Consider the following 20,375-nt stretch of genomic DNA (forward strand, 5'->3'; position numbering starts at 1 on the left):
TTTCGGGTATAGTGTATGAGATAGGCAGAGGCTTTGTCCAACAGTTCCAACCACTGATTCTTAATCACAGGATACTGTACCAAGTCTTCGGCGGCATTCAGTATGCGACGCATCTCCTCATTCTCGCAATAGTAGTGACGAATGGGGTGATCATCAGGCAAGGTTGGAATGCTGTAATCCATCATCTCCTCCAATAGCATGTTGAGTTCGGAAAGATTTTCCTTGAAACATTCCTCGGGGTCTTCTTCCGTCATTGTCTGCTCCATCAAGGCGTAATGATAGGGTTTCAGCTTGCCCACTTTCTCTTTCAGTTGTCGTTTGGCTTCCTCAAGCGAAATAGTTCCAAAAGCGTATTGCTTTTTGATGTCAGCCAAACATTGCAGTCGTTCTATCTCTATCTTAGGCAAGTGAAGCTGCATTTCACATATTTTCTTATTCATAATAATTGTATTTTCACATTTATGATATAACAAGCAAATGTAAGCTTTATTTCAGTTCATCACAATAATAGCTCATCTGTCCGCCCGTATCGTCGATTTCGGTATGTTGATTATACCAACTGACGATTTGTAACTTGAAATAACGCTTACCATCGGCAGTGCGCACTACATAAACATGGTATGAGGGTGTGTAAGTCATGGGAGGTCCAGAGAGAAACATATTTCTCTCCAACAGAGGGTTTGCACTTGTGAGTGTGCGTTGTGGACCGTTGTTGGGATCGAACCATGGGTTCTCCTTTGGATCGAGCTTGTGTGTGTTCACATAGCGAAACCAGTCGTTTTGCGAATAGGTTATCATCACTGTGGTATCATTATCCACTATCCACTTTTCTGTTTTTGGCAGTTGATCTACACGTTGCCAATGATCGTAGTCGCCAAATCCGAGATCTATGGCACCACCTTTCCCTTTTCCGCTTGTACCGCTATTGGTACGAATGTGATAGCCACAAAAAGCGATGTCCCAATCCAGTCGGCTTTGTTGCTGTCCCTCCCTAATATCCCTGTTAGGGGCAATGCGGTTGAATATCTCGCCAGTGCGCAAGTTAAAATATATCCAGTCGTTGGTAACCCCTGTGGTATAACTCGCCACACGCGGCATCACCTTTCCAGTAAACTCTTCCGCATCATACGATATACAAGAGGATATGGAAAGAAAAAGGCAAAGGAGTAATGGAAGTGATTTTGTCTTCATCTTATTATATTTTATATTCAAGCTGTACGTACACCCTTGCTCCAGCCGTGGCAGGAACACTAAAAGCGGTAAGTCCAGAGCCAAGCGTCTTGGGTTTGTAATTAAAGATGTTATCCACCCCCAACGACAACCGGAATCTCTCTTTGTAAGTCTGTGCCACGTTTAAGTTGCATAACATATAAGAAGGTAATGTACAACGGAAATAAGCATCATACGACCTGGCATCTTTCTCTACATACACTCTATCTTGCACATCATATTGCTTCTCGCCCATGATTTGTGCGTTGACATAAGCATCAAGTCGATAGTTTTTCTTGTTATAGCTATATTTTATTCCTGCCGTGGCAGCATGTGGCGATGTGGTATTGATGCGCAGCCCTTTCTCCTTGCTCACGTACACATACGAGTAAGAAGCGTTCAGCGTAAACCATTTCTTTGGTGTCCAGCGTCCCAGCAAGTCAATCCCCGCAATTGTCTGGTTACTGAGATTAACATACTCAAAGTTGTATTGCATATCGTAAATACGCCATACGCCTTCTATCTTGTCCCGAAAGAAGTTGCCATAAAGTGTACCATTGAAGAAGAAACGCTGATCGCTATACTCCACACCTGTAGAAACATAATTGTTCTTCTCTGGCTTCAAAAACTCATTGCCCTTTATCATGAACATACCCAAATGATCCCAGTTGAAAAAGAGTTCCTTGATACTCGGCGATCGGTAGCCCATGGAGTAGTTGGCACGTACGGCCCAATGTTCATCGGGCGAATATTTTGCTGCTATCTTTGGCATATACATAAATCCAAACGCTCTCGAAAAATTGGTGCGCACCCCAGAAGAGAGCATCCAATGGTCGTTCACCGTCCAGTCGTCCTGCACATAGAACTCGGTCTCCTCCAGCGTGCGCGATGTCATCTTGTGATTGACGAAGCGGTCGCTCGTCAGTCGGTCTCCGCAGTATTCCAGTCCCATGACGAGTGCATGACCGGCAAAGTAGTTGCTGCTGAGTGTCAGTCGTGGCTGGAAGATGTGCGAGTGGTACACGGGCTTGCGTTCATCACGACGTTCATGACGCTTGAAGCGGTCGTAATAATCGTTGTGCAGACTTGCCGTAAGCGTAAGCCAATTTTTCAGCGAGTAGCTCATTTTCATTCCCCATGTGTAGTCACGTCCCTGTGTCAACACGAGATCTTGTACCAAATCGTATTGGTTGATGAAGAATATGGAGCCGTACACCTGCGCTTTGAAATTCTTTGAGGGCTCGAAATAGAGTTTTTGCGAGGCGATGAGATGCTCCCTGCCCTCTATGCCCATGGGCGGACGCGGAAAGCTGCTTTCCAAAACGATATCCTTTTCCAAGAAAGGGTTTGCCTCTTTCGTGTAGACCTTGCGGTCGTTCTTGTCTTGATACAGATAGAAAGCATCGCTTTCACTGTACCATACATCGCTCTGCGAGGTGAACGCGCCTTTTTTAAATCCTGCCGACAGCCATCCTTGTACATTTGGGCGATCGGCATTCTTCTCGAACATATAAATAAAATCTTTCTTCTTGGGATGTTTGAAGTTGCGCTCGTTCATCTGCCCCCAGCGTACGCCAGCGTCAAAGGCAAAGGGCTCGTTGGTCTTCTTGGTGATAATGTTGATGACGGCTCCCGAGGCGCGACTGCCGTAGAGTGTGCTACTTGCTCCTTTCACAATCTCCACGCGGTCGATGGCGTGCAGGTTGAAACGTTCGTAGTCGAGGTTACCCGCCATGTCGCCTGTCATTCGCTCACCGTCGGTGAGGAATAGCACGTGACGAGCATCCAACCCATCGAGGTTGATCTCGCTGCCGAAGTTTACTTTCTGTATGCTCAGTCCGGGCGTCTCGTGCTGCAGAGCTTGCTGAAAGTCGCTGTATCCGCTTTCCACCATTCCCTTTCCGCTGAGCACCCGCGTGGTGATGGGCGACAGCTTCACCGGTCGAGCCGTGCGTGAGCCCATTACCACGACCCCCTCCAAGTTTCTTGTTTTCGTAGTGTCCGCCTTTTCCGTCGGCTTCTCCTGTGCCAAGGCGGGCATCGTGCCTAAGCATGACAGCAGGAGGACTGACGATATATATGTTATTGCTATTTTCACTCTTGTTTCCTTTTTTATTCTCAAATCAACAAACCGCCGACCAACACCTACATATAAGTGAAAGCTATGCTCTTTACGGGAAAAAGCATAGCATTCTATACCTATCTATATAATAATGTAGGAGGCATAAGAGACGATTGTGTTCATCTAGCGAAAAGTTACTCGATATTTTCGCTCTTTACAATCCATGTGCTTGCTTGTATTTCTCCAAATCTTCTTCAAATTTAGTGAAATCTTCCTCGAAGGTGTCCATCTTTGAATAGTCGATTGTCTGTAAGTAAACATAACTCTGCATCAGCATGACATTAAAGTTTGTGGAAAACTCTATCTGCTTGGTGTTCACGTTCAGGTAGCCCTGCACATAGCCGCTGCCTCCGTCGCCATTCTCATATTCGTGTTGGGTATCATTCTTGTTTGGCATATAGGTAGTTGCACCGTATTCGCCAATAAATTTCACCCAGCCATCTCCCTTGTATTCATCTCTCTCCCATGAGTTAAGACGAGTAAGTTTGCAATCGATGTTAAACCATATCTGAACAGGCATTTTACCCACAGAGAAGTTCTTCAACTGAATGTTCAGAGGCTTGTCAGAACCTTCGTTCCAGTGAAAATAATATTTCAAAGGACATCCTTCGGGTAGCAATGTTTTGTCCACGGTTGCCATCATAGCCTTGGAACGCAAGACTATGCTATCTTTCAATATCTCCTTTACCTTGGCTGCGTATTCTGTATCAACAGAGGTTTGTTCAATCCTTTCGTCTCCCGAGCAGGAGGCAAAGATTGAACAAACTATAAATACTAAGTAAAGGAACACATGTTTCTTACATGTTGCCATTACTCAATGTTAGATTTTATTTCCAGTGAAATCAAAGCTGATGACATAACCACCCTTGTAGTCTGGGATGATAGCCTCTATATGGAATGTCAGGTTGTTGTCGGTAACATTTCCCGTGAGGCTGGTTACATTGAAATCTTTACTCAACACTGTAAATTTCTTGAACAGTTGGATATAAATATGTGCATATCCCGACGCATTGCTGATTGCACCATTCGGTTGCAAAACATCAAATACTACTCTTTTAAGTGTAAAGTCCATGTCATGATAGGTGATTCCTGCTGCAAGAAAGGCGGCATGTCCACTAAGGCAACATCTGCCGTCCTCCGTAGGAGCAACCGTGAAAGTTAAGTCGTTCATGTCTCTCACATGTTTACCTCCCATATACACGTTTGTTGCAGAACCCTTAAACTGGACTTCATTGTTAATTACTTGAGCGTTAACACCCACGAAGCTCGCCATAAGAAGTACGAGCAATGAAAACATTAATCGTTTCATACCAAATGAATTTTTAAAGTGAAAAAAAGTTTATAAATAATACATGGCATTATTACCATGGATTCTTTTTCCATATATCCATCCATCTCACGTCCTCATGACGTTCCCAAGGATGTGGCATATACTGTCCTTCAACTGCAAAACTATTATTGTCTATATATTTTATATTATTCTTGATAAAGTCTTTTGTTTCCTGACGATCGAAAATATCCTGATCTATACCCAACCCAGAATGGCGTTCCTGTGTTTTTTTACCCATATAAACACTATATTTCATAGTTGGGTAGATAATCTGCACATTTTTTAATTCATATAAATCACATCTCCAAAAAGACTCAAATTGCGAAAGATCCAGCTTCTTTAATTTGGGCAAATAGCAGAAAGTCATATTGTTCATGATGTACGCCTTCTTAGGAAAAATAATTTCCTCAAGATCCGGACAGTCTTTGATTTCCACCCACGATACATCCATATCTGTCATCTCCAATGGTATGCTGCGTTGTCCCAATTTGGTAGAATGGCTCATGTCCATTTTCTTGATAGAGCGACAAGTGTACATGTGCCCATGAAACAGATCGGTATTTGCAGACATATCTATGCCGTTAAGCAAGTCAAGATGCTCTAACTGGAAAAATGATATTTGTTTAGGCATTTTCAGATAAGGAACTTTTGTATATTCTTCTGAAGTGACACCTAATATTGTTCCTTTGAAACTCTTGTTGTGTAGAACATATTGGAAACCGTCAGCATTTTTTCCTTCAAAAATAGCAATAGAATTGTTGCTTTGCTCGGGTGAGGTCATTCGTCTGCTCACATCAATAAGTGTATCCTTATTTTCTGTAATGACAAATAATTGGGAGAAACTTTCGTAGAGTTGTTTTCTGACTATGGCATCAGGCACATTACGCAAGGTGTTATATGTGTTCAACTTTCCATTTGCGTCTGCCATTTTCATATCAACGGCTTTCTTGTCCATCTCCGACTTTTTATAAAAAGCTACAATCTGATCCTGATCGTATTTTGCTCCCTCAGGAAGATACAACTTTTCAAAGTGGCGTTTAATGTCGGTAGCCTCGTATCCTGTAGCCTCTACCTTGTCGGTATTTGCCAGTCCCTTAAATTCGTAAATGTCATTGCCGGTCAAATCCACTCCGGTAATCTGTGCAGGTAGTTGGGCAAAGTCGAATACTGGTCCATAGTCATTGTTCGACAGCTTCACCTCCTTCAGGTTGGGCAGAATGTCAAGTCCGCTGAGATCTTTGAGTTTGGTTCCGCTTAAATCCAATGCGGTGGTTCTCTCCGCCAAGTCGTTGAGTTCCAACTTGCCGTCTTTGTCAAAGATAAAGCCCCTCTTTTTCAGAATGTCCATTAACTCTGTGTTTTTAAGGGACTTTGTACTGTAATTAACAGACTCGTCCTTGTTGCATGAGGCAAGCCCCAACACAAAGAACGCCACTACTGGCAGTGCGATTTTTTTGATACTTTTCATTTTATATTTTATAATAAATTAAAACTCTTCAAGGTGCAAAGGTAGGTCTTTCGACAGAGTGCCGCAATACCCAAAATAGAGGATTTTTATCAGGTGTTTTCCCATCTTTATGGAATATTTTTATCCTCATAAATGAGGACGAAATCACTCTCGATGATTTTTCTCTGACTTGCGTTTGCTCATCGTAAAACGGTATCTCACAGACAGGAGCACATAGCTTCGGATTTGTGGGCTGTAACTCTCGTGATAACCATATTCTGTAACATTGCGGATAAGGTTGCTATGTCTGTTCAGAATGTCATTCCACTTGAACGAGAGTGTCGCCTGTTTCTTTTTGAGAAAACGCCACGACACACCGATATTCAGCAGCCACTGGTCGTCATCGGCGGTTGCATAAGTGCCTCGGCGTAGATGGCAGTTCGCATCGCCCCATACCTCCACATCGTGGGGCAGTTCCACCGTGCCGCTGATTCCACAGTCGTAGTCAATGGTATTTACCCAGATGTCCGTCAGCAGGTTGTGGGAACGATAGCGTTGCCAACTGCCGTGCAGGTCAATATTTCCCCATTTGGGCAGGTAGCCGATTTGCAGCCCGATTTCATTCCCCATGGTATGTGTCTCGCTTTTTAAGGCACTGCCAGCCGTTTGCTCATGGAAGAGATAGACTTGATTCTTGAACGACGTCCTCATGTTGCTCGAAATTATCAAGCGCTTCACCTGTTTCTGCCATTGCAACTTTCCGTCCACGGAATAATTGCCGTTAATGTTGACGGTTCGATATATCCGTGCACCAGTAATCGCATCATACGTTACTTCCTCCGCAAAGTCATTGAAAGAGTTGTTGTAACTGCCCATAAAGGCAAGATTGGTTTTTCTCTCATTCAGTCTGAAGGACAATCGTTGCTGAAAAGCGGGCTTGAGCAGTGGGTTGCCTATTCTCACGGACAGTGGGTTGCTCTTGTCGTCGAGTGCGAGCAATGCTTGTATGGAAGGCTGTTGCGTATTCCCGTTGTAATGCAGTTCTATGTCCATCTTTCCGTTGTTCCACTTTGCGCTGAACGCGGGTCTGTATTCCGTAGCTCTGACCGTGGAATCCACTGCCTGTAAAAAATGCCGCCGACTGATGTTCCTCCGTTGCCATTCTACACCGACACCACCGTTTATCTTCCATTGCTTACCCTTATAATCCATTCGCAGCGAGAACACCTGCCCACATATAGACAGGGCGTTCTCATAACTCAGACTGTCAATGTGCAGTCTGTTCGGTATCGCTGCGTCGTAAGTGTTGCGTGTGCTCCTATCCTTTTCGTGGTGCAGCTCGTACCCGGTTTGCAATTTCAACTGTTTGCCGAGAGGATGGGTATATAGCAGCGACATTCTACTTTCGCTTCGTCGGGTGGGCATTTGTTGCCAAAGATTGCGCAACAAGAGCGAATCTCCGCCCACAGCGTTGCGCAGATGGTAGAATTTTGTCTGTGAAAGGCTGGTATTCTCCATGTCGTTCGAGTTACCGCCAAGTGTCGCCTTCATGGTGATAGATGCCCCAGCCTTACCGATGCGCCGAGTGAAGTCGGCTGATACATGATAAATTCCCACAGTGCTTTTCGTATTGCTTCGCATCGTTCCCGAAGTCAGCGTGTCGGCAGCCACATTGCGCTCATACAGGCACATGGTGTTGTCGGTCTGGTTGTCCGACTGTCCGAAGTTTCCATTGGCACTGATATTTAGGAGGGTCTTTGGGTCGATGTCATATCGCAGGCTGATGTTTGCGGCATTGCTGTGGTTCTTGCCCAAGGAGAGCAGCACGGATTTTTGGTATTTCGTTCCCGATGCAAGATACTGCTCGTTGTAGTTGTGGCTCTCGCCTTCATTGTGGAAGGCGTTGAGCGAGAGGCTTGCATTGAGCGTCACTTTCCTGCCGAATTTCTTCACGATGTTGCCCGACAATATGTTTTGGAAATTGTTTCTTCCGACGTTCATGTTGCTGAGATTGTCCGAACGCAGGGTCAGCGAGGTATTCTCGCCGTTGGCATTGAACAGGTTGCCCTGCACCTCGTCCCTGCGCCTGTTGCGGTTGCCGTGTTCTGCCGTGAGCAATCCGGTCAGACTGCCGTTGTAGCTCGATTTGGTCTTGATGTCCAGCACATAATTGTCGGCGCCCTCATCTACGCCCGTCATTTGCTCCAATGCGCTGAGCATGTCATACAGCTTGAGCAGTTCCACTGCATCGGCAGGCAAATTCTCCAAGGCGGCGACAATGTCGTTGCCCATGAAGGTCTCGCCGTTGATGTTCACTCCGTTTAGTGGCTTTCCCCTGAACGACAATAGCTTGCTCGTCTTGTTGTATTCCATGCCCGGGATTTTCCGTATCAGCTCTTCCAGATTAGCCCCTTGTCTCACTTTCAGGCAATCAGTACTGATGAATGTCGTATCCTTTCGCATCGTTATCAGCTTGCGCTGTCCGACGACTATGACTTCTTCAAGTTCTATCGCTTTATGGAGTGAAGAATCAGGCTTGTGTGTGGGATAAATGGTATCACTCACAGCAATATCCAACGTTGTTGAATGTGCCGTGAGATTCAACAAGAAAAGAATGACAAATGTCATAAAATGACTCTTGCTCATCATTTTGCAAAGTTATCGTAGTTCGCAAAAACATACAATACCTTAAAATGGGGATTTTTACCATTGGCAATGGTATATATTCCGACTTTATGAAGTTCCAGAATAGTGTTCCACCTCGACTTTCCCTTAAATTCCTTTCATTTCCTGTATTATCCACACGCGCAATTCCTATATATTCTTTGCCATAACTTTGCTGTTCGATAATGATTTATTCATCTTAAAAACAATGATTTATGGAATCGAACAACAATGACAACTATGTGCTGGTATTAGAAGACCGCACGGAAGTGAAGAATGAGAAAGAGGCAGGAAAACTCTCTGTAGTTTCAGGTATTGACGACAAGGGCAAACTCCAAACCACGGAAGCCCAAGACGTGCATCAAGCAGCCTTTCTGAAATTCAACAACAAGGACGGCTTGCTGAAGAACTTCATGACCAACTTCCTCAAACAGTTCAATAATCCGACTCATTTTGGACTGTACAAGGTATTGGCAGACAATGTGGAGCAGAGCGTGGACAACCTGCGCACCATGCTGCAAAGCCGTGAGAAACCCGAAAGCAAACAGCAACTGACAGAGATTGGAGTATCCTTTGACGATTATTTGCCGAAAAAGAAGAACACCACAGTCATTGATGAATCAAAGATTGATTGGAAGCAACTCGACGATCTCGGTCTTACCCGTGAACGACTGGAACAAAGTGGAGAGTTAGAAAAGATGCTTTCTTGGCAGAAGAGTAACCTTGTTACTATTTCCGTACCTATTGGTGATACAACTATCTACACCGAAGCACGTCTTGCTTTCCGCACGGACGATAACGGCAATATCGGCTTGGCTATTCATCCTTTACGCAAGGAGCCACAGCTCGACTTCCCCTATATGGGCTACAAGTTCTCGCCCGAAGAGAAAGATCAACTACTCACTACGGGCAACCTTGGCAAGACAATTGAAGTAACGCCTAAAAAAGGCAATCCTTTTTCTGCCTATGTCTCCATCGATCCACAGACCAACGAAATTGTCGCCTTGCGTGCAGACCGTGTGAACATTCCCAAGGAGATCAAGGGCGTGACACTCTCCGATGCACAGTATAAAGACCTTGTGGAAGGCAAAGCCGTGAAAGTGGAAGGCATGACTGCCAAGAGTGGTAAGACATTCAATGCAACCCTGCAGGTCAATGCCGAGCGAAAGGGCATTGAGTTTATCTTTGGCGACAACAAGAGTTTAAGAGAACGACAGGAACACAAACAGACACAGCAGCAAGGCGCACCACGTAAGCTCTGCGGTCTGGAGCTTTCTGAGAAGCAGCGTGAAGCCTTAGACAGTGGTCGCACGCTCTATTTGAAGAACATGGTCGATAAGGAGGGGCAGTCCTTCAATGCCTACGTCCGCATGGACAAGGAACAGAACCGCCCACGTTTTTACAAGTGGAATCCTGACAAAAAGCGGGATGCTGGCAAGAAAAAGGTCGTAGCTGTGGCAGAAGAACACAAGACGCAGGTAGCCGTGAACAACCACGGCAAGACCAACGAAGCTACGAAGAACGTGAAAGAGCCATTGAAGACTGGGCAGACACAGCCCACTGCCGCCCAAAAGCAGAAACAGGACGAAAACAAACAGAAGAAGTCCCGTGGACGTAAGATGTAACCCTTAATTCTATTATCGACTATGACAACTTGTATTATCGCCGAGAAACCCTCGGTAGCCAGAGACATTGCCCATATCGTTGGGGCAAACAGCAAGCAAGACGGATACTTGGAAGGAAGTGGGTATCTCGTTACATGGGCGATGGGACACCTCATCACCCTCGCCATGCCCGAAACCTACGGTTTTTATGCCTACAAAGCCGAAGACCTGCCCATTCGTCCCAATCCTTTCCAACTTATTGTCCGCCAAGTGCGTAAAGACAAGGTATATATATCCGATCCTGCAGCACTCAAACAACTCAAGGTGATACGTTCCTGTTTCGACAAGGCAGACCGTATTGTTGTTGCCACCGATGCAGGGCGTGAAGGAGAGTTAATATTTCGCTACATTTATCAACATCTTGGTTGCAGAAAGCCTTTCGACCGTCTTTGGATTTCATCACTGACGGACAAAGCCATTCGTGAAGGACTTTCCAATCTTAAGCCAGGAAGCCATTACGACAATCTCTATTATTCCGCCAAGGCAAGGAGTGAAGCCGACTGGCTCGTGGGTATCAATGCAAGCCGTGCATTGTCCATTGCACGCAGGGGTGGTTATTCTTTAGGACGGGTACAGACTCCAACCCTTGCTATGGTCTGCCGTCGGTACATAGAAAATCGTGATTTTTCTTCCGTACCTTATTGGAAACTCTCCGCACTCATGGAGAAAGAGGGCGTATCGCTGAAAGCCGTTGGCTGTAAAGACTATGAGAATGAAGCATTGGCACAGATTGCTCTCGCTGCACTTCGCAGTCAGAGCCAGCTTACAGTGGAATCGGTCGCAAGACGAGTTGATGAGCATGGGCGAATAAAGGTGGGACATACGTCACCACCACTCTTGTACGACCTTACTGCCTTGCAGAAAGATGCCAACAGACGCCACGGCTTTTCAGCGGACAAAACCCTCTCGATAGCCCAGAGCCTCTATGAGAAGAAAATCACGACCTATCCCCGCACCGGCAGTCGATACATCAGTGAAGACGTTTTCGAGGAAGTACCCACTTTACTTGGCAAGATAGGCACTGCACTTCCGACACCACTTAACCGCCACTCGGTGGACAACGGCAAGGTAACTGATCACCACGCCATTATCCCTACGGGTGAAACAACATCGGGACTATCGACAGATGAAACGACCATCTACCAAATGGTAGTCCATCGTTTCATCGAAGCCTTTTCTCCCGATTCAGAGGAGGAGAGGATGCAGGCGGAACTGACAGACGGTACAAACACCTACATTTGGAAGGCGTGCCGAAGTATCTCCTTGGGCTGGAAAGCCGTGCAGCATAGTACTGGCACGAACGATGAAAAAGGCAAAGAGGAAGAAGAACAGACTTTATCCGTATTGCCCAATCTAATAGAAAACGAGGTGTTACCACTGCTTTCTTCAGAAATTACCGAGCACAAGACCAAGCCCAAACCGCTCTATACAGAAGCGACTTTGCTTTCTGCTATGGAAAACGCAGGGAAAGAGGTCGCAGATGCAGAAAGTAAAAGAGCAATGGCAGAGTGCGGCATCGGTACACCAGCCACTCGTGCCAATATCATCGAGACATTGATTCTGCGAGACTATATCCGAAGAGAAAAGAAAACGGTAGTCCCGACAGAGAAAGGCTTGGCAGTCTATGAGATTGTCAAGGATAAACGAATTGCCAATGCAGAGATGACAGGCTCGTGGGAACTGACCCTTGCCGCCATCGAGGCTGGACAAATGCCACCCGAGAAGTTCGCACAAGGCATCAACTCCTATGTGGAGACGATTTGCGAGGAACTCCTTGCCCTTGCTCCACAGGTACAAAAGTCCTATCCCACCTACCACTGCCCCAAATGCAGCAATGAGAGTGTGGGCATCTATGCCAAAATTGCGAAATGCAGGCACGAGGGCTGCGACTTCCACATCTTCCGTGAAATCTGCGGCACGTTCCTTTCCGAGGACAATATCCGTGATTTGATAACTACCGGGCGAACGCCTATCCTCAAAGGCTTGACGAGCAAGGCAGGCAAGAAGTTCAACGCACGTCTTGTTCTGGGCGAAGACCACACCACCGCCTTTGAGTTTGAAGGAAAGAAAGGCAAAGCACGAGGAAGATAACTCTCACAGAATCGGAGATAAAACAAATTAGTTGGAAGATAGGAAAAATTATCTTCCGACTAATTTTCCCTCTCCATCTTAAAACAGAAAAATTATGGCATACAATAAGAAAGCAGTCTTGGAGGGCAATACGGAAGCCATCCGTGTGATCCTCCGATTAGAGAAAGAACGCCGTGAAGCCACCGAAGCCGAGAAAGTCCTGCTCAGAGGTTATCAAGGTTTCGGTGGTCTGAAATGCGTGTTGAACCGTTGTGATAATCCCGATGACCTCCGCTATTGGAGCGCATCGGAGCAAAACCTGTTCGCGCCTACCCAAAGGCTCAAACAGATGATTTACCGTGATGCCGTCGATGCCAGCACCGCCAAACGCTATTGGGAGAGTATCAAGGCAAGCGTACTGACCTCCTTCTATACCGACACCCGTATCGTCTCCGCCATTGCCGAAGCCCTTAGTGCTGCCGACGTGCAAGTAAGAAGGTGCTTAGACCCTTCAGCAGGTATGGGAGCCTTTACCGAAACCTTTGCCAAAAGTGCCGGTATGGTCGATGCGATGGAGAAAGACCTACTGACGGCGCGCATCACACAAGCCCTTCATCCTTACGGCAAGGATAATATCTTTGTTCGGCAAGAACCCTTTGAAGCCATCGGAGAACTGGAAGAAAAGGACAAGTACGACCTGATTACCAGCAACATCCCCTTTGGCGACTTTATGGTCTATGATCGTAGTTATAGCAAGGGAGAGAATATCCTTAAACGGGAATCCACCAGAACCATTCACAATTATTTCTTTGTAAAAGGGCTGGACACTATCAAGGAGGGCGGACTTCTTGCATTTATTACCTCGCAGGGTGTATTGGACAGCCCCAAGAATGAAGCCATCCGCCGTTACCTCTTGCAGAATAGCCGTCTTATCTCCGCCATCCGCCTACCTTCGGGTATGTTCTCCGAGAATGCAGGTACGGATGTGGGCAGCGACCTGATTGTCCTGCAAAAACAATCGGGCAAGGAAATTGGTGAGGGCATCGAACAGCAGTTTGTACAAACCGCCTCTGTTCCCAAAGGCGACGGCTTTTCTATTGCGTTTAACCATAACTCCCTCTTTGAGGGCGAATGGAAGGACATTTCCCACCGCACGATTGCCACAGAGCGCACGATGGGTACAGACCCTTATGGTAAGCCCGCTTGGGAATATACGTTTGACGGCAGTATCGAGGATATGGCTGGCAGTCTGTGTACACAACTATCCTTGGAAGTGGAGCAGCGTTTCGACCGCAAGCTCTACGAAACCGGCATACCCATGACCGAGGAGGAATGGCAGGTACACGTGGACAAGATGGTGCAGAAAGTGCAAGGAGGTCTAAAAACAGAACAACCACCTCTGTTACAAGAATCCAAGGATAAGGAGGAAAAGAAAGAGGATAAGGAAGATGAAAAAGAAGAAGAAAATGCTTACAATTTGATGCCCGACAGCACTAAGAAGCAACTTCCCAAACTCTATGCAACGGAAAAGCAACTCATCGGCGACCGCACAGCATACGCTCGCTACTTTTTCCCTATGGGAGCCTATACCGCCTATATGCTGGAATACGACCCCAAGGAACGCATTGGTTTCGGTGCTGTCACGATGGGCTATGGTTGGGAACTTGGGTATATGTCCCTCAAAGAAATGGAGGAAGTCAAGATACACGGATTGGGTATAGAACGGGACTTATACTTCAAACCCACTAAATTGCACGAGATAGCAGAACTGGAAGAGATTGTCAGAGGACAATACACTAAAGAACCCATCATTGAGGAAATCAAGGATGAAAGCCGTCAGGAAGTGCAGAAACCTGTACAGGAAGACAATCAACCACAAGCAATGGTAGAACAAGTCGAGGAGGTTTTGAAAGTCGAAGAAGCTGCGCCAGTTTTACATACAGAGCCTGAAACCGAACCAGCCCCAGAAGGTGTCCCCGTAATTACCCTTCAAAGACAATACGAACAAGAAAGCCGTGAAATTCGCACAGACGTGGAAGCCCCACGCGAGATGAACGGTCAGACGGTATTCTTTGATGAAGACCATCATCCGATTATGGATAGCACCATAGAGACAGAAGCCATGGAACAGTTCTTGTTTGCCCCAGAGGAATATAGTCTTTGGACACAAGATGTAGCCCGTGTAAATAATGAAATCAAAGAGGCTGCTCAACAAAAGAAGGTCAGCGATAACCAACCACTTTCTGCGAGCAGGCAACCCAAGCCGGCAAGAAGCACGCCAAGCAGTTCCCGCAGAAGCAAGAAAACTGCATCTGCTCCCGTCAGAGAGCCCTCGCTCTTTGACTTTATGGAGGAAGCCGAACCTCGCAAGCCACAGCCCATAGCAGAGGTTAAGAAAGAGTTTGATGCTTCACCGCGTCCGTTCCTCTCTTCTCCCGACTCACATTTGCGTGACGGCTCGATAGTCGTACAGAATGGGCAGGTAGGTTTCCTGTCTGACTTGAAACGACATCCTACCTTCAACCCGATGGACTTACCCTTTGCTCAGCTCTCACGGCTGAAAGCATATATTGGGATTAGGGAGAGTTATCACCGACTCTATGATTATGAGGCGAACAACCAAGCGGAGGACAAGGAAGAGCGTGAGAAACTCAATCGGCTTTATGACGGCTATGTAGGTCGTTGGGGGTACTTCAACCAGAAGACAAACACCGATGTCATCAAGATGGATGCCACCGGAGTGGAAATGCTGTTCTTGGAACGCTCCGAGAACGGCAAGTACATCAAGGCGGACATCTTCGACCATCCGACGGCTTTTTCCACCTCCGAACTGTCCATAGCTTCAGACCCGATGGAGGCATTGGGCGCATCACTCAACAAATACGGCACGGTGGAGCTTGACTATATGAGTTCTTTGCTTCCCGATATGGAAGAGAGCGATATGCTTTCTGCTTTGGAAGGACGCATCTTCTACAATCCCGAAGAGGACAGCTATGAGGTAGCCGACAAGTTTATTTCTGGCAATGTGATTGAAAAGGCGGAGCGTATCGAGTCGTGGCTCTTGGATCATCCGGAGCATGAGGAAGCGAAACAGAGTCTGACTGCCCTGCGTGCCGCCACTCCCACGCCCATTCCCTTTGCTGATTTGGATTTCAACCTCGGTGAACGCTGGATACCCGCGAAAGTCTATGGCAAGTTCGCCTCGGAGTTCTTCGAGACGGACATCAGGGTGAGTTATCATTCTAATATGGACGAGTATGCCATTGGCTGCGACCAAAAGAACGGTAATATCTGGCACAAATATGCTGTACAAGGTGAGTTTAGACGCTATGACGGACTCAATTTATTGAAGCACGCACTTCACAATACCATTCCTGACATTAACAAAAGCAAGACCATACTTGATGCGGAGGGTAATGAGAAGACGATTAAGGTTCGTGACGGTCATGCCATACAGATGGCAAATGCCAAGATTGAGGAAATCAGACAAGGCTTTGTAGATTGGCTCGGACGGACACCCGACACGTTCAAGGAGCAACTCTCGGATAGATATAATCGCCTGTTCAACTGTTTTGTACGTCCTAACTTTGACGGTACGCACCAGTCGTTTCCCGACCTCGACCTTAAAAGATTGGGCATACAAGACCTTTATAAGAGTCAGAAAGATGCCGTATGGATGCTGAAGACCAATGGAGGTGGTATCTGCGACCACGAGGTCGGTGCAGGTAAGACGCTTATCATGTGTACGGCTGCCTACGAGATGAAGCGGTTGGGATTAGCCAACAAGCCGATGATTATCGGACTGAAGGCAAATGTATTCGATATTGCTGATACTTTTCGCAAGGCTTATCCCAATGCCAAGATACTCTATCCGGGCAAGAATGACTTCAGCAAGCAGAACCGCCAACGCATCTTCAATGACATCAAGAATAACGATTGGGATTGCATTATCCTCACGCATGAGCAGTTTGGTATGATACCGCAGGCATTGGAGATACAAGAGGCAATCTTGCAGAAAGAAAAAGATTCTGTGGAGGAAAACCTTGAAGTACTCCGTATGCAAGGAGCAGACATTTCCCGTGCCATGCTCAAAGGCTTAGAAAAACGTAAGCAGACCTTGGAAGCCAAGTTGCAGGGCATTCAAGATAGTATAGCCGAGCGCAAGGACGATGCCGTGGACTTCAAGATGATGGGTATTGACCACCTTTTTGTAGATGAAAGCCACCAATTCAAGAACCTGATGTTCAATACTCGCCACGACAGAGTGTCGGGCTTGGGCAATCCAGACGGCTCGCAGCGTGCGCTCAATATGCTTTTTGCCATTCGCACCATACAGGAGCGGTCGGGCAAGGACTTGGGCGCAACCTTCCTTTCGGGAACTACTATCAGTAATTCGCTAACAGAATTATATTTGCTCTTCAAATACTTGCGCCCGCAAGCCTTGGAGAAGCAAGGTATCAACAGTTTTGATGCATGGGCGGCAGTCTTTGCCAAGAAGTCCACCGACTATGAGTTTTCCATCACCAATGAGATTATTCAGAAGGAACGCTTTAGAACATTCATCAAAGTGCCTGAGCTGGCTTCGTTCTATGCGGAAGTATAGGAGTTGGAAGCAAGAAAATGAGAAAAATGCGTATCTGATTGAAACACAAGATATATTGCCTGCTTTCTCATTGGGTTGCATCAAGGTAAATAGGCGAAAAAAGGAGTGAAAAAGCAAGAGTTCAGTTACCAAATCGTTCGAGAAACCATGAAAGGAAAAGAACAGCTAAAAGTGGTAACTAAAACGGTGATTTCTCTTTCATTATCAATGTTTTGCATCGCTCTAAGTTCCTCTGAGATGTATAATTTTACAAGCAAAAAAATGGAAAAAGAAAAAACCAAGCTGCTTTTCTACCTCAAAAGAGGTACGCAGGACAAAAACGGAAAAAGTCCCATCATGGGACGCATCAGTATCGGTCGCTCAATGGTTCAGTTCAGTTGCAAATGTGCCTGTACGCCAAAAATTTGGGATAGTCGTAAACAGCGACTTGTAGGAAAGAGTTCCGAAGCCGTATCAGTGAACAGGGAACTTGACCGACTGCAAGTAAGTGTCCATCAAGTTTATGAATCGCTTTCGGGCAAGTTGAACAACACTGTCACGGCAGGGAAGATAAGGGAACTTGTATTCGGGTTAAACAGCGAGTCGCAGGGGCTGCTTCATCATGCGGACGAGTATATTGACCGTTTCCGTGAGCGAGTTGGCATAGATCGCAGCGAAAGAAGACTGAAATGTCTGCTGCTCTTCCGCAAGCATCTGTCTGAATTTCTGAGATGCCGCTACCATGTGGACGATATTCCCGTGCAAAAAGCCGATACAGCCCTTATCAAGGACTTGGAGGAGTATTTTGCCAAAGAAAAGGGTTTTAAACTCAACACTTCGGCTGGTTATCTTACTATGCTGGCATCCCTGCTCAAAGACCTGCACAAACGGCACATCATAGACTCCTATCCTTTTATCGGTCATTCCATCCGCTGGGACGTTGGAACACCCCGATACATTACAAGGGAGGAAGTAAACAAGATTGCGGCATTAACCGATAACGAACTGCAAGGCTACGAGCAGGTGTCGAGAGATATGTTTCTCTTTTCGTGCTATACAGGGCTTTCCTACACGGATGTGTACCACCTCACGGCAGAGCATATCATCCACGAGTCTGATATGGATTGGATACGCAAGCCGAGAGTGAAGACGGGCAATGTATGCCACATTCCATTATTACCCGAAGCATCCGCCATCATTGAGCGGTACAGGGGCATTCATACGAGGGCGTTCCGCCACGAACCCCCAAAAGGGTATCTGCTGCCCATACCAGGCTGTGACACGTTGAACATACATCTCAAAAAGATAGCACGGCTTTGCGGTATTCAGAAAACGCTGACCTATCACATGGCAAGGCATACCTTCGCATCGCAGATGACGCTTTCAGAGGGCGTGTCCATCGAAAGCGTATCGAAAATGCTCGGGCACAGCCAAATAAAGACCACACAGGTGTATGCAGAGACTTCTCCGGAGCGTGTCTTTCGGGATGTGGAGAAGATTCTCCCTCTCATCGCACAATATCGTTTAATCAACTAAAAGTCCAAGAACAATGAAAAGTACATTTTCAATTCTATTCTATATAGACAGAAGCAAGACAAGCGAAAGGAATGAATGCATTATCCGCTGCCGTATCACCTGCAATGGTGCGTCTTCTTCATTCTCAACAGGTTTGTACACCTCCCCAGATGATTGGCAAGCAAAGAAAGGGCGCATAAAAGTGGTGGCAAACAGAGCGAATGCCGTCAATCTGCAACTGAACTCAATAGAAGAACGACTTCACGCACTCTATGAACTCACGTTAAGAGAAGAGAACTACATTACGGCTGAATACCTCAAAGAGCAGTACCAGCACCAAAACAAGCCCACCCCAACACTCATTGAGCTTTACCAATCCGTCTGTGAAAGCAAGGAGGCATTGCAGGGCAAGACGATAGAAAAGGCTACCGTCAGGGCTTTCAGGGACAGTCGGAAGAATTTTGCACTTTTTCTAAAAACAAGGGGAAACGGGGACTGTCTTCCCAAAGAGGCAGACAAGGACCTCATAGAACATTACCGCCTATTTATGCTACGGGACTTGGGAAACAAGGAAAGCACTGTTTCCAATCGTCTGCGCCACCTGCATCAAGTCATCCGAAAAGCACTGCAAGAGCGATATATCCGTGAAGACCCTTTTGAGCAGATAGACATTGAAACGCCCACCTACGAGCGCAATGCCCTCACTTCTGACGATTTACACAAACTTCTCTCATATCGCCCACACCGCTCGGTGGACAACCATTGCAGGCTCATCTTCCTCTTGGGCTGTTTCACGGGGCTGGCATTCTCAGACTTGAAGAAACTCCGAATGGACGATGTTTATACATTCGGGCATGGGCGTAGGTACATATCGCTCTGTCGCACAAAGACACAGAACAGGAGCATTGTTCCTTTATTGCCCATTGCCGAAGAGATACTCACCATTGTCAGCGACGGACGAAAGAAGGGTTTGCTCTTTCGTGAGTTCCCCACGAATAGCCATTTCAACCGCAAGATAAGGGACATTATCATCAAGGCAGGACTCCCATCTCATACCGAAGCCACCTCGCATACGGCACGGCACACCTTTGCCACGACCATCTGTTTGGAGAACGGTTTGCCGATAGAAACCGTCAGTAAGATGCTCGGACACCGTTTCATTTCCACCACCGAACTTTACGCAAAGGTCAGCAAGAGTAAGATTGCCCGTGAGATGCAGCCACTCATGGGCAGCAATACCACAAGGGAACTGCGAAAGGCTTTGCGTGTCTGTCCGCCAAGAAAGTCAAGCGGAGGACAAGTAACTTGTCCTTTGACTGCAAAGCAACCATCATTAAACATCAACGCTAAATATAATTAAAAATGAAAGAGAACAAAAAGCTGGAACTTTCTTACTTTCGATTGAAATTAAGAAGTTACATGAGTGAGCATCACCCTGAGAAGTTGCAAGATGCGGAGTTTATCACCGCACGGGCAGATATGGCTCTCACAGCTTACTGCGATGCCGTGGCGCAAGGTTTCACTCACCCCGAAGCGGAAAGCATGGCAAGCGAGGTTTTGTATCAAGGCTTGCACTTTTCCAAGTATGATACGCTTGTATCCGTGTTGGAAAACGAGTTTGAAAGGGAACTGCCTGCATCGCTTCCTGAAAGACTCGCAACCATCTTGTTGTCGAATAAGGCTATTCAAGCCACATTCGACAAATTCGGTTTGACGGACACATTTGCTTCTGACGAGCAATACGACCGTCTTTACACCGAACTCACAGGCAC

General features: G+C 46.5%; 12 protein-coding genes and 1 pseudogene. 6 read left to right on the forward strand and 7 right to left on the reverse strand.

Annotated elements, in window-relative coordinates; translation table 11 throughout:
- The 7 genes and pseudogenes from C7379_RS11715 to C7379_RS11745 all read right to left on the reverse strand — a co-directional run.
- Positions 1 to 440 (reverse strand): annotated as a pseudogene (locus C7379_RS11715) (diguanylate cyclase); the annotation flags it as partial.
- A gap of 46 nt (positions 441 to 486) precedes the next feature.
- Positions 487 to 1,191, reverse strand: coding sequence for an HmuY family protein (locus tag C7379_RS11720; protein WP_116617446.1), 705 nt, complete (start codon positions 1,189 to 1,191; stop codon positions 487 to 489).
- A gap of 4 nt (positions 1,192 to 1,195) precedes the next feature.
- Positions 1,196 to 3,250 carry a TonB-dependent receptor plug domain-containing protein gene (locus C7379_RS11725; RefSeq protein ID WP_116617447.1) on the reverse strand — a complete coding sequence of 685 codons (2,055 nt, stop codon included), beginning with the start codon at positions 3,248 to 3,250 and terminating at the stop codon, positions 1,196 to 1,198.
- 235 nt (positions 3,251 to 3,485) lie between these two features.
- Positions 3,486 to 4,142 (reverse strand): DUF4903 family protein, encoded by a 657-nt coding sequence (locus C7379_RS11730; RefSeq protein WP_116617448.1) that lies wholly within the window; start codon positions 4,140 to 4,142, stop codon positions 3,486 to 3,488.
- Positions 4,143 to 4,151: 9 nt separating this feature from the next.
- Positions 4,152 to 4,640, reverse strand: coding sequence for a hypothetical protein (locus C7379_RS11735; RefSeq protein ID WP_116617449.1), 489 nt, complete (start codon positions 4,638 to 4,640; stop codon positions 4,152 to 4,154).
- Positions 4,641 to 4,692: 52 nt separating this feature from the next.
- Positions 4,693 to 6,129 (reverse strand): leucine-rich repeat domain-containing protein, encoded by a 1,437-nt coding sequence (locus C7379_RS11740; protein ID WP_116617450.1) that lies wholly within the window; start codon positions 6,127 to 6,129, stop codon positions 4,693 to 4,695.
- A 144-nt stretch (positions 6,130 to 6,273) separates the two neighbouring features.
- Positions 6,274 to 8,757, reverse strand: a complete 2,484-nt coding sequence (locus C7379_RS11745) for an outer membrane beta-barrel protein (RefSeq protein WP_116617451.1) — start codon at positions 8,755 to 8,757, stop codon at positions 6,274 to 6,276.
- 230 nt (positions 8,758 to 8,987) lie between these two features.
- Here C7379_RS11745 and C7379_RS11750 point away from each other — a divergent pair, with 230 nt between their 5' ends.
- The 6 genes from C7379_RS11750 to C7379_RS11775 all read left to right on the forward strand — a co-directional run.
- Complete coding sequence (locus tag C7379_RS11750) at positions 8,988 to 10,397, forward strand: DUF3945 domain-containing protein (protein WP_116617452.1); 1,410 nt, start codon at positions 8,988 to 8,990, stop codon at positions 10,395 to 10,397.
- A gap of 21 nt (positions 10,398 to 10,418) precedes the next feature.
- Positions 10,419 to 12,527 carry a type IA DNA topoisomerase gene (locus tag C7379_RS11755; protein ID WP_116617453.1) on the forward strand — a complete coding sequence of 703 codons (2,109 nt, stop codon included), beginning with the start codon at positions 10,419 to 10,421 and terminating at the stop codon, positions 12,525 to 12,527.
- Between the two features lie 94 nt (positions 12,528 to 12,621).
- Positions 12,622 to 17,109 carry a DUF2958 domain-containing protein gene (locus C7379_RS11760; protein ID WP_116617454.1) on the forward strand — a complete coding sequence of 1,496 codons (4,488 nt, stop codon included), beginning with the start codon at positions 12,622 to 12,624 and terminating at the stop codon, positions 17,107 to 17,109.
- A 261-nt stretch (positions 17,110 to 17,370) separates the two neighbouring features.
- Complete coding sequence (locus C7379_RS11765; protein WP_116617456.1) at positions 17,371 to 18,624, forward strand: site-specific integrase; 1,254 nt, start codon at positions 17,371 to 17,373, stop codon at positions 18,622 to 18,624.
- 13 nt (positions 18,625 to 18,637) lie between these two features.
- Positions 18,638 to 19,963 (forward strand): site-specific integrase, encoded by a 1,326-nt coding sequence (locus C7379_RS11770; protein ID WP_116617455.1) that lies wholly within the window; start codon positions 18,638 to 18,640, stop codon positions 19,961 to 19,963.
- A gap of 2 nt (positions 19,964 to 19,965) precedes the next feature.
- Positions 19,966 to 20,375, forward strand: a 410-nt coding sequence (locus tag C7379_RS11775; RefSeq protein WP_133241899.1) for a DUF1896 domain-containing protein, incomplete at its 3' end; no start/stop codon positions are given.

Source organism: Hallella colorans (genome assembly GCF_003096815.1).
GTDB lineage: Bacteria > Bacteroidota > Bacteroidia > Bacteroidales > Bacteroidaceae > Prevotella > Prevotella colorans.

What these genes read in the sequence shown, in the direction of transcription:
- C7379_RS11740 (WP_116617450.1), bottom strand. Translation starts at nt 6,129, where the DNA reads ATGAAAAGTATCAAAAAAATCGCACTGCCAGTAGTGGCGTTCTTTGTG.
- C7379_RS11720 (WP_116617446.1), bottom strand. Translation starts at nt 1,191, where the DNA reads ATGAAGACAAAATCACTTCCATTACTCCTTTGCCTTTTTCTTTCCATA.
- C7379_RS11765 (WP_116617456.1), top strand. Translation starts at nt 17,371, where the DNA reads ATGGAAAAAGAAAAAACCAAGCTGCTTTTCTACCTCAAAAGAGGTACG.
- C7379_RS11730 (WP_116617448.1), bottom strand. Translation starts at nt 4,142, where the DNA reads ATGGCAACATGTAAGAAACATGTGTTCCTTTACTTAGTATTTATAGTT.
- C7379_RS11745 (WP_116617451.1), bottom strand. Translation starts at nt 8,757, where the DNA reads ATGATGAGCAAGAGTCATTTTATGACATTTGTCATTCTTTTCTTGTTG.
- C7379_RS11725 (WP_116617447.1), bottom strand. Translation starts at nt 3,250, where the DNA reads ATGCCCGCCTTGGCACAGGAGAAGCCGACGGAAAAGGCGGACACTACG.
- C7379_RS11760 (WP_116617454.1), top strand. Translation starts at nt 12,622, where the DNA reads ATGGCATACAATAAGAAAGCAGTCTTGGAGGGCAATACGGAAGCCATC.
- C7379_RS11755 (WP_116617453.1), top strand. Translation starts at nt 10,419, where the DNA reads ATGACAACTTGTATTATCGCCGAGAAACCCTCGGTAGCCAGAGACATT.
- C7379_RS11735 (WP_116617449.1), bottom strand. Translation starts at nt 4,640, where the DNA reads ATGAAACGATTAATGTTTTCATTGCTCGTACTTCTTATGGCGAGCTTC.
- C7379_RS11750 (WP_116617452.1), top strand. Translation starts at nt 8,988, where the DNA reads ATGGAATCGAACAACAATGACAACTATGTGCTGGTATTAGAAGACCGC.
- C7379_RS11770 (WP_116617455.1), top strand. Translation starts at nt 18,638, where the DNA reads ATGAAAAGTACATTTTCAATTCTATTCTATATAGACAGAAGCAAGACA.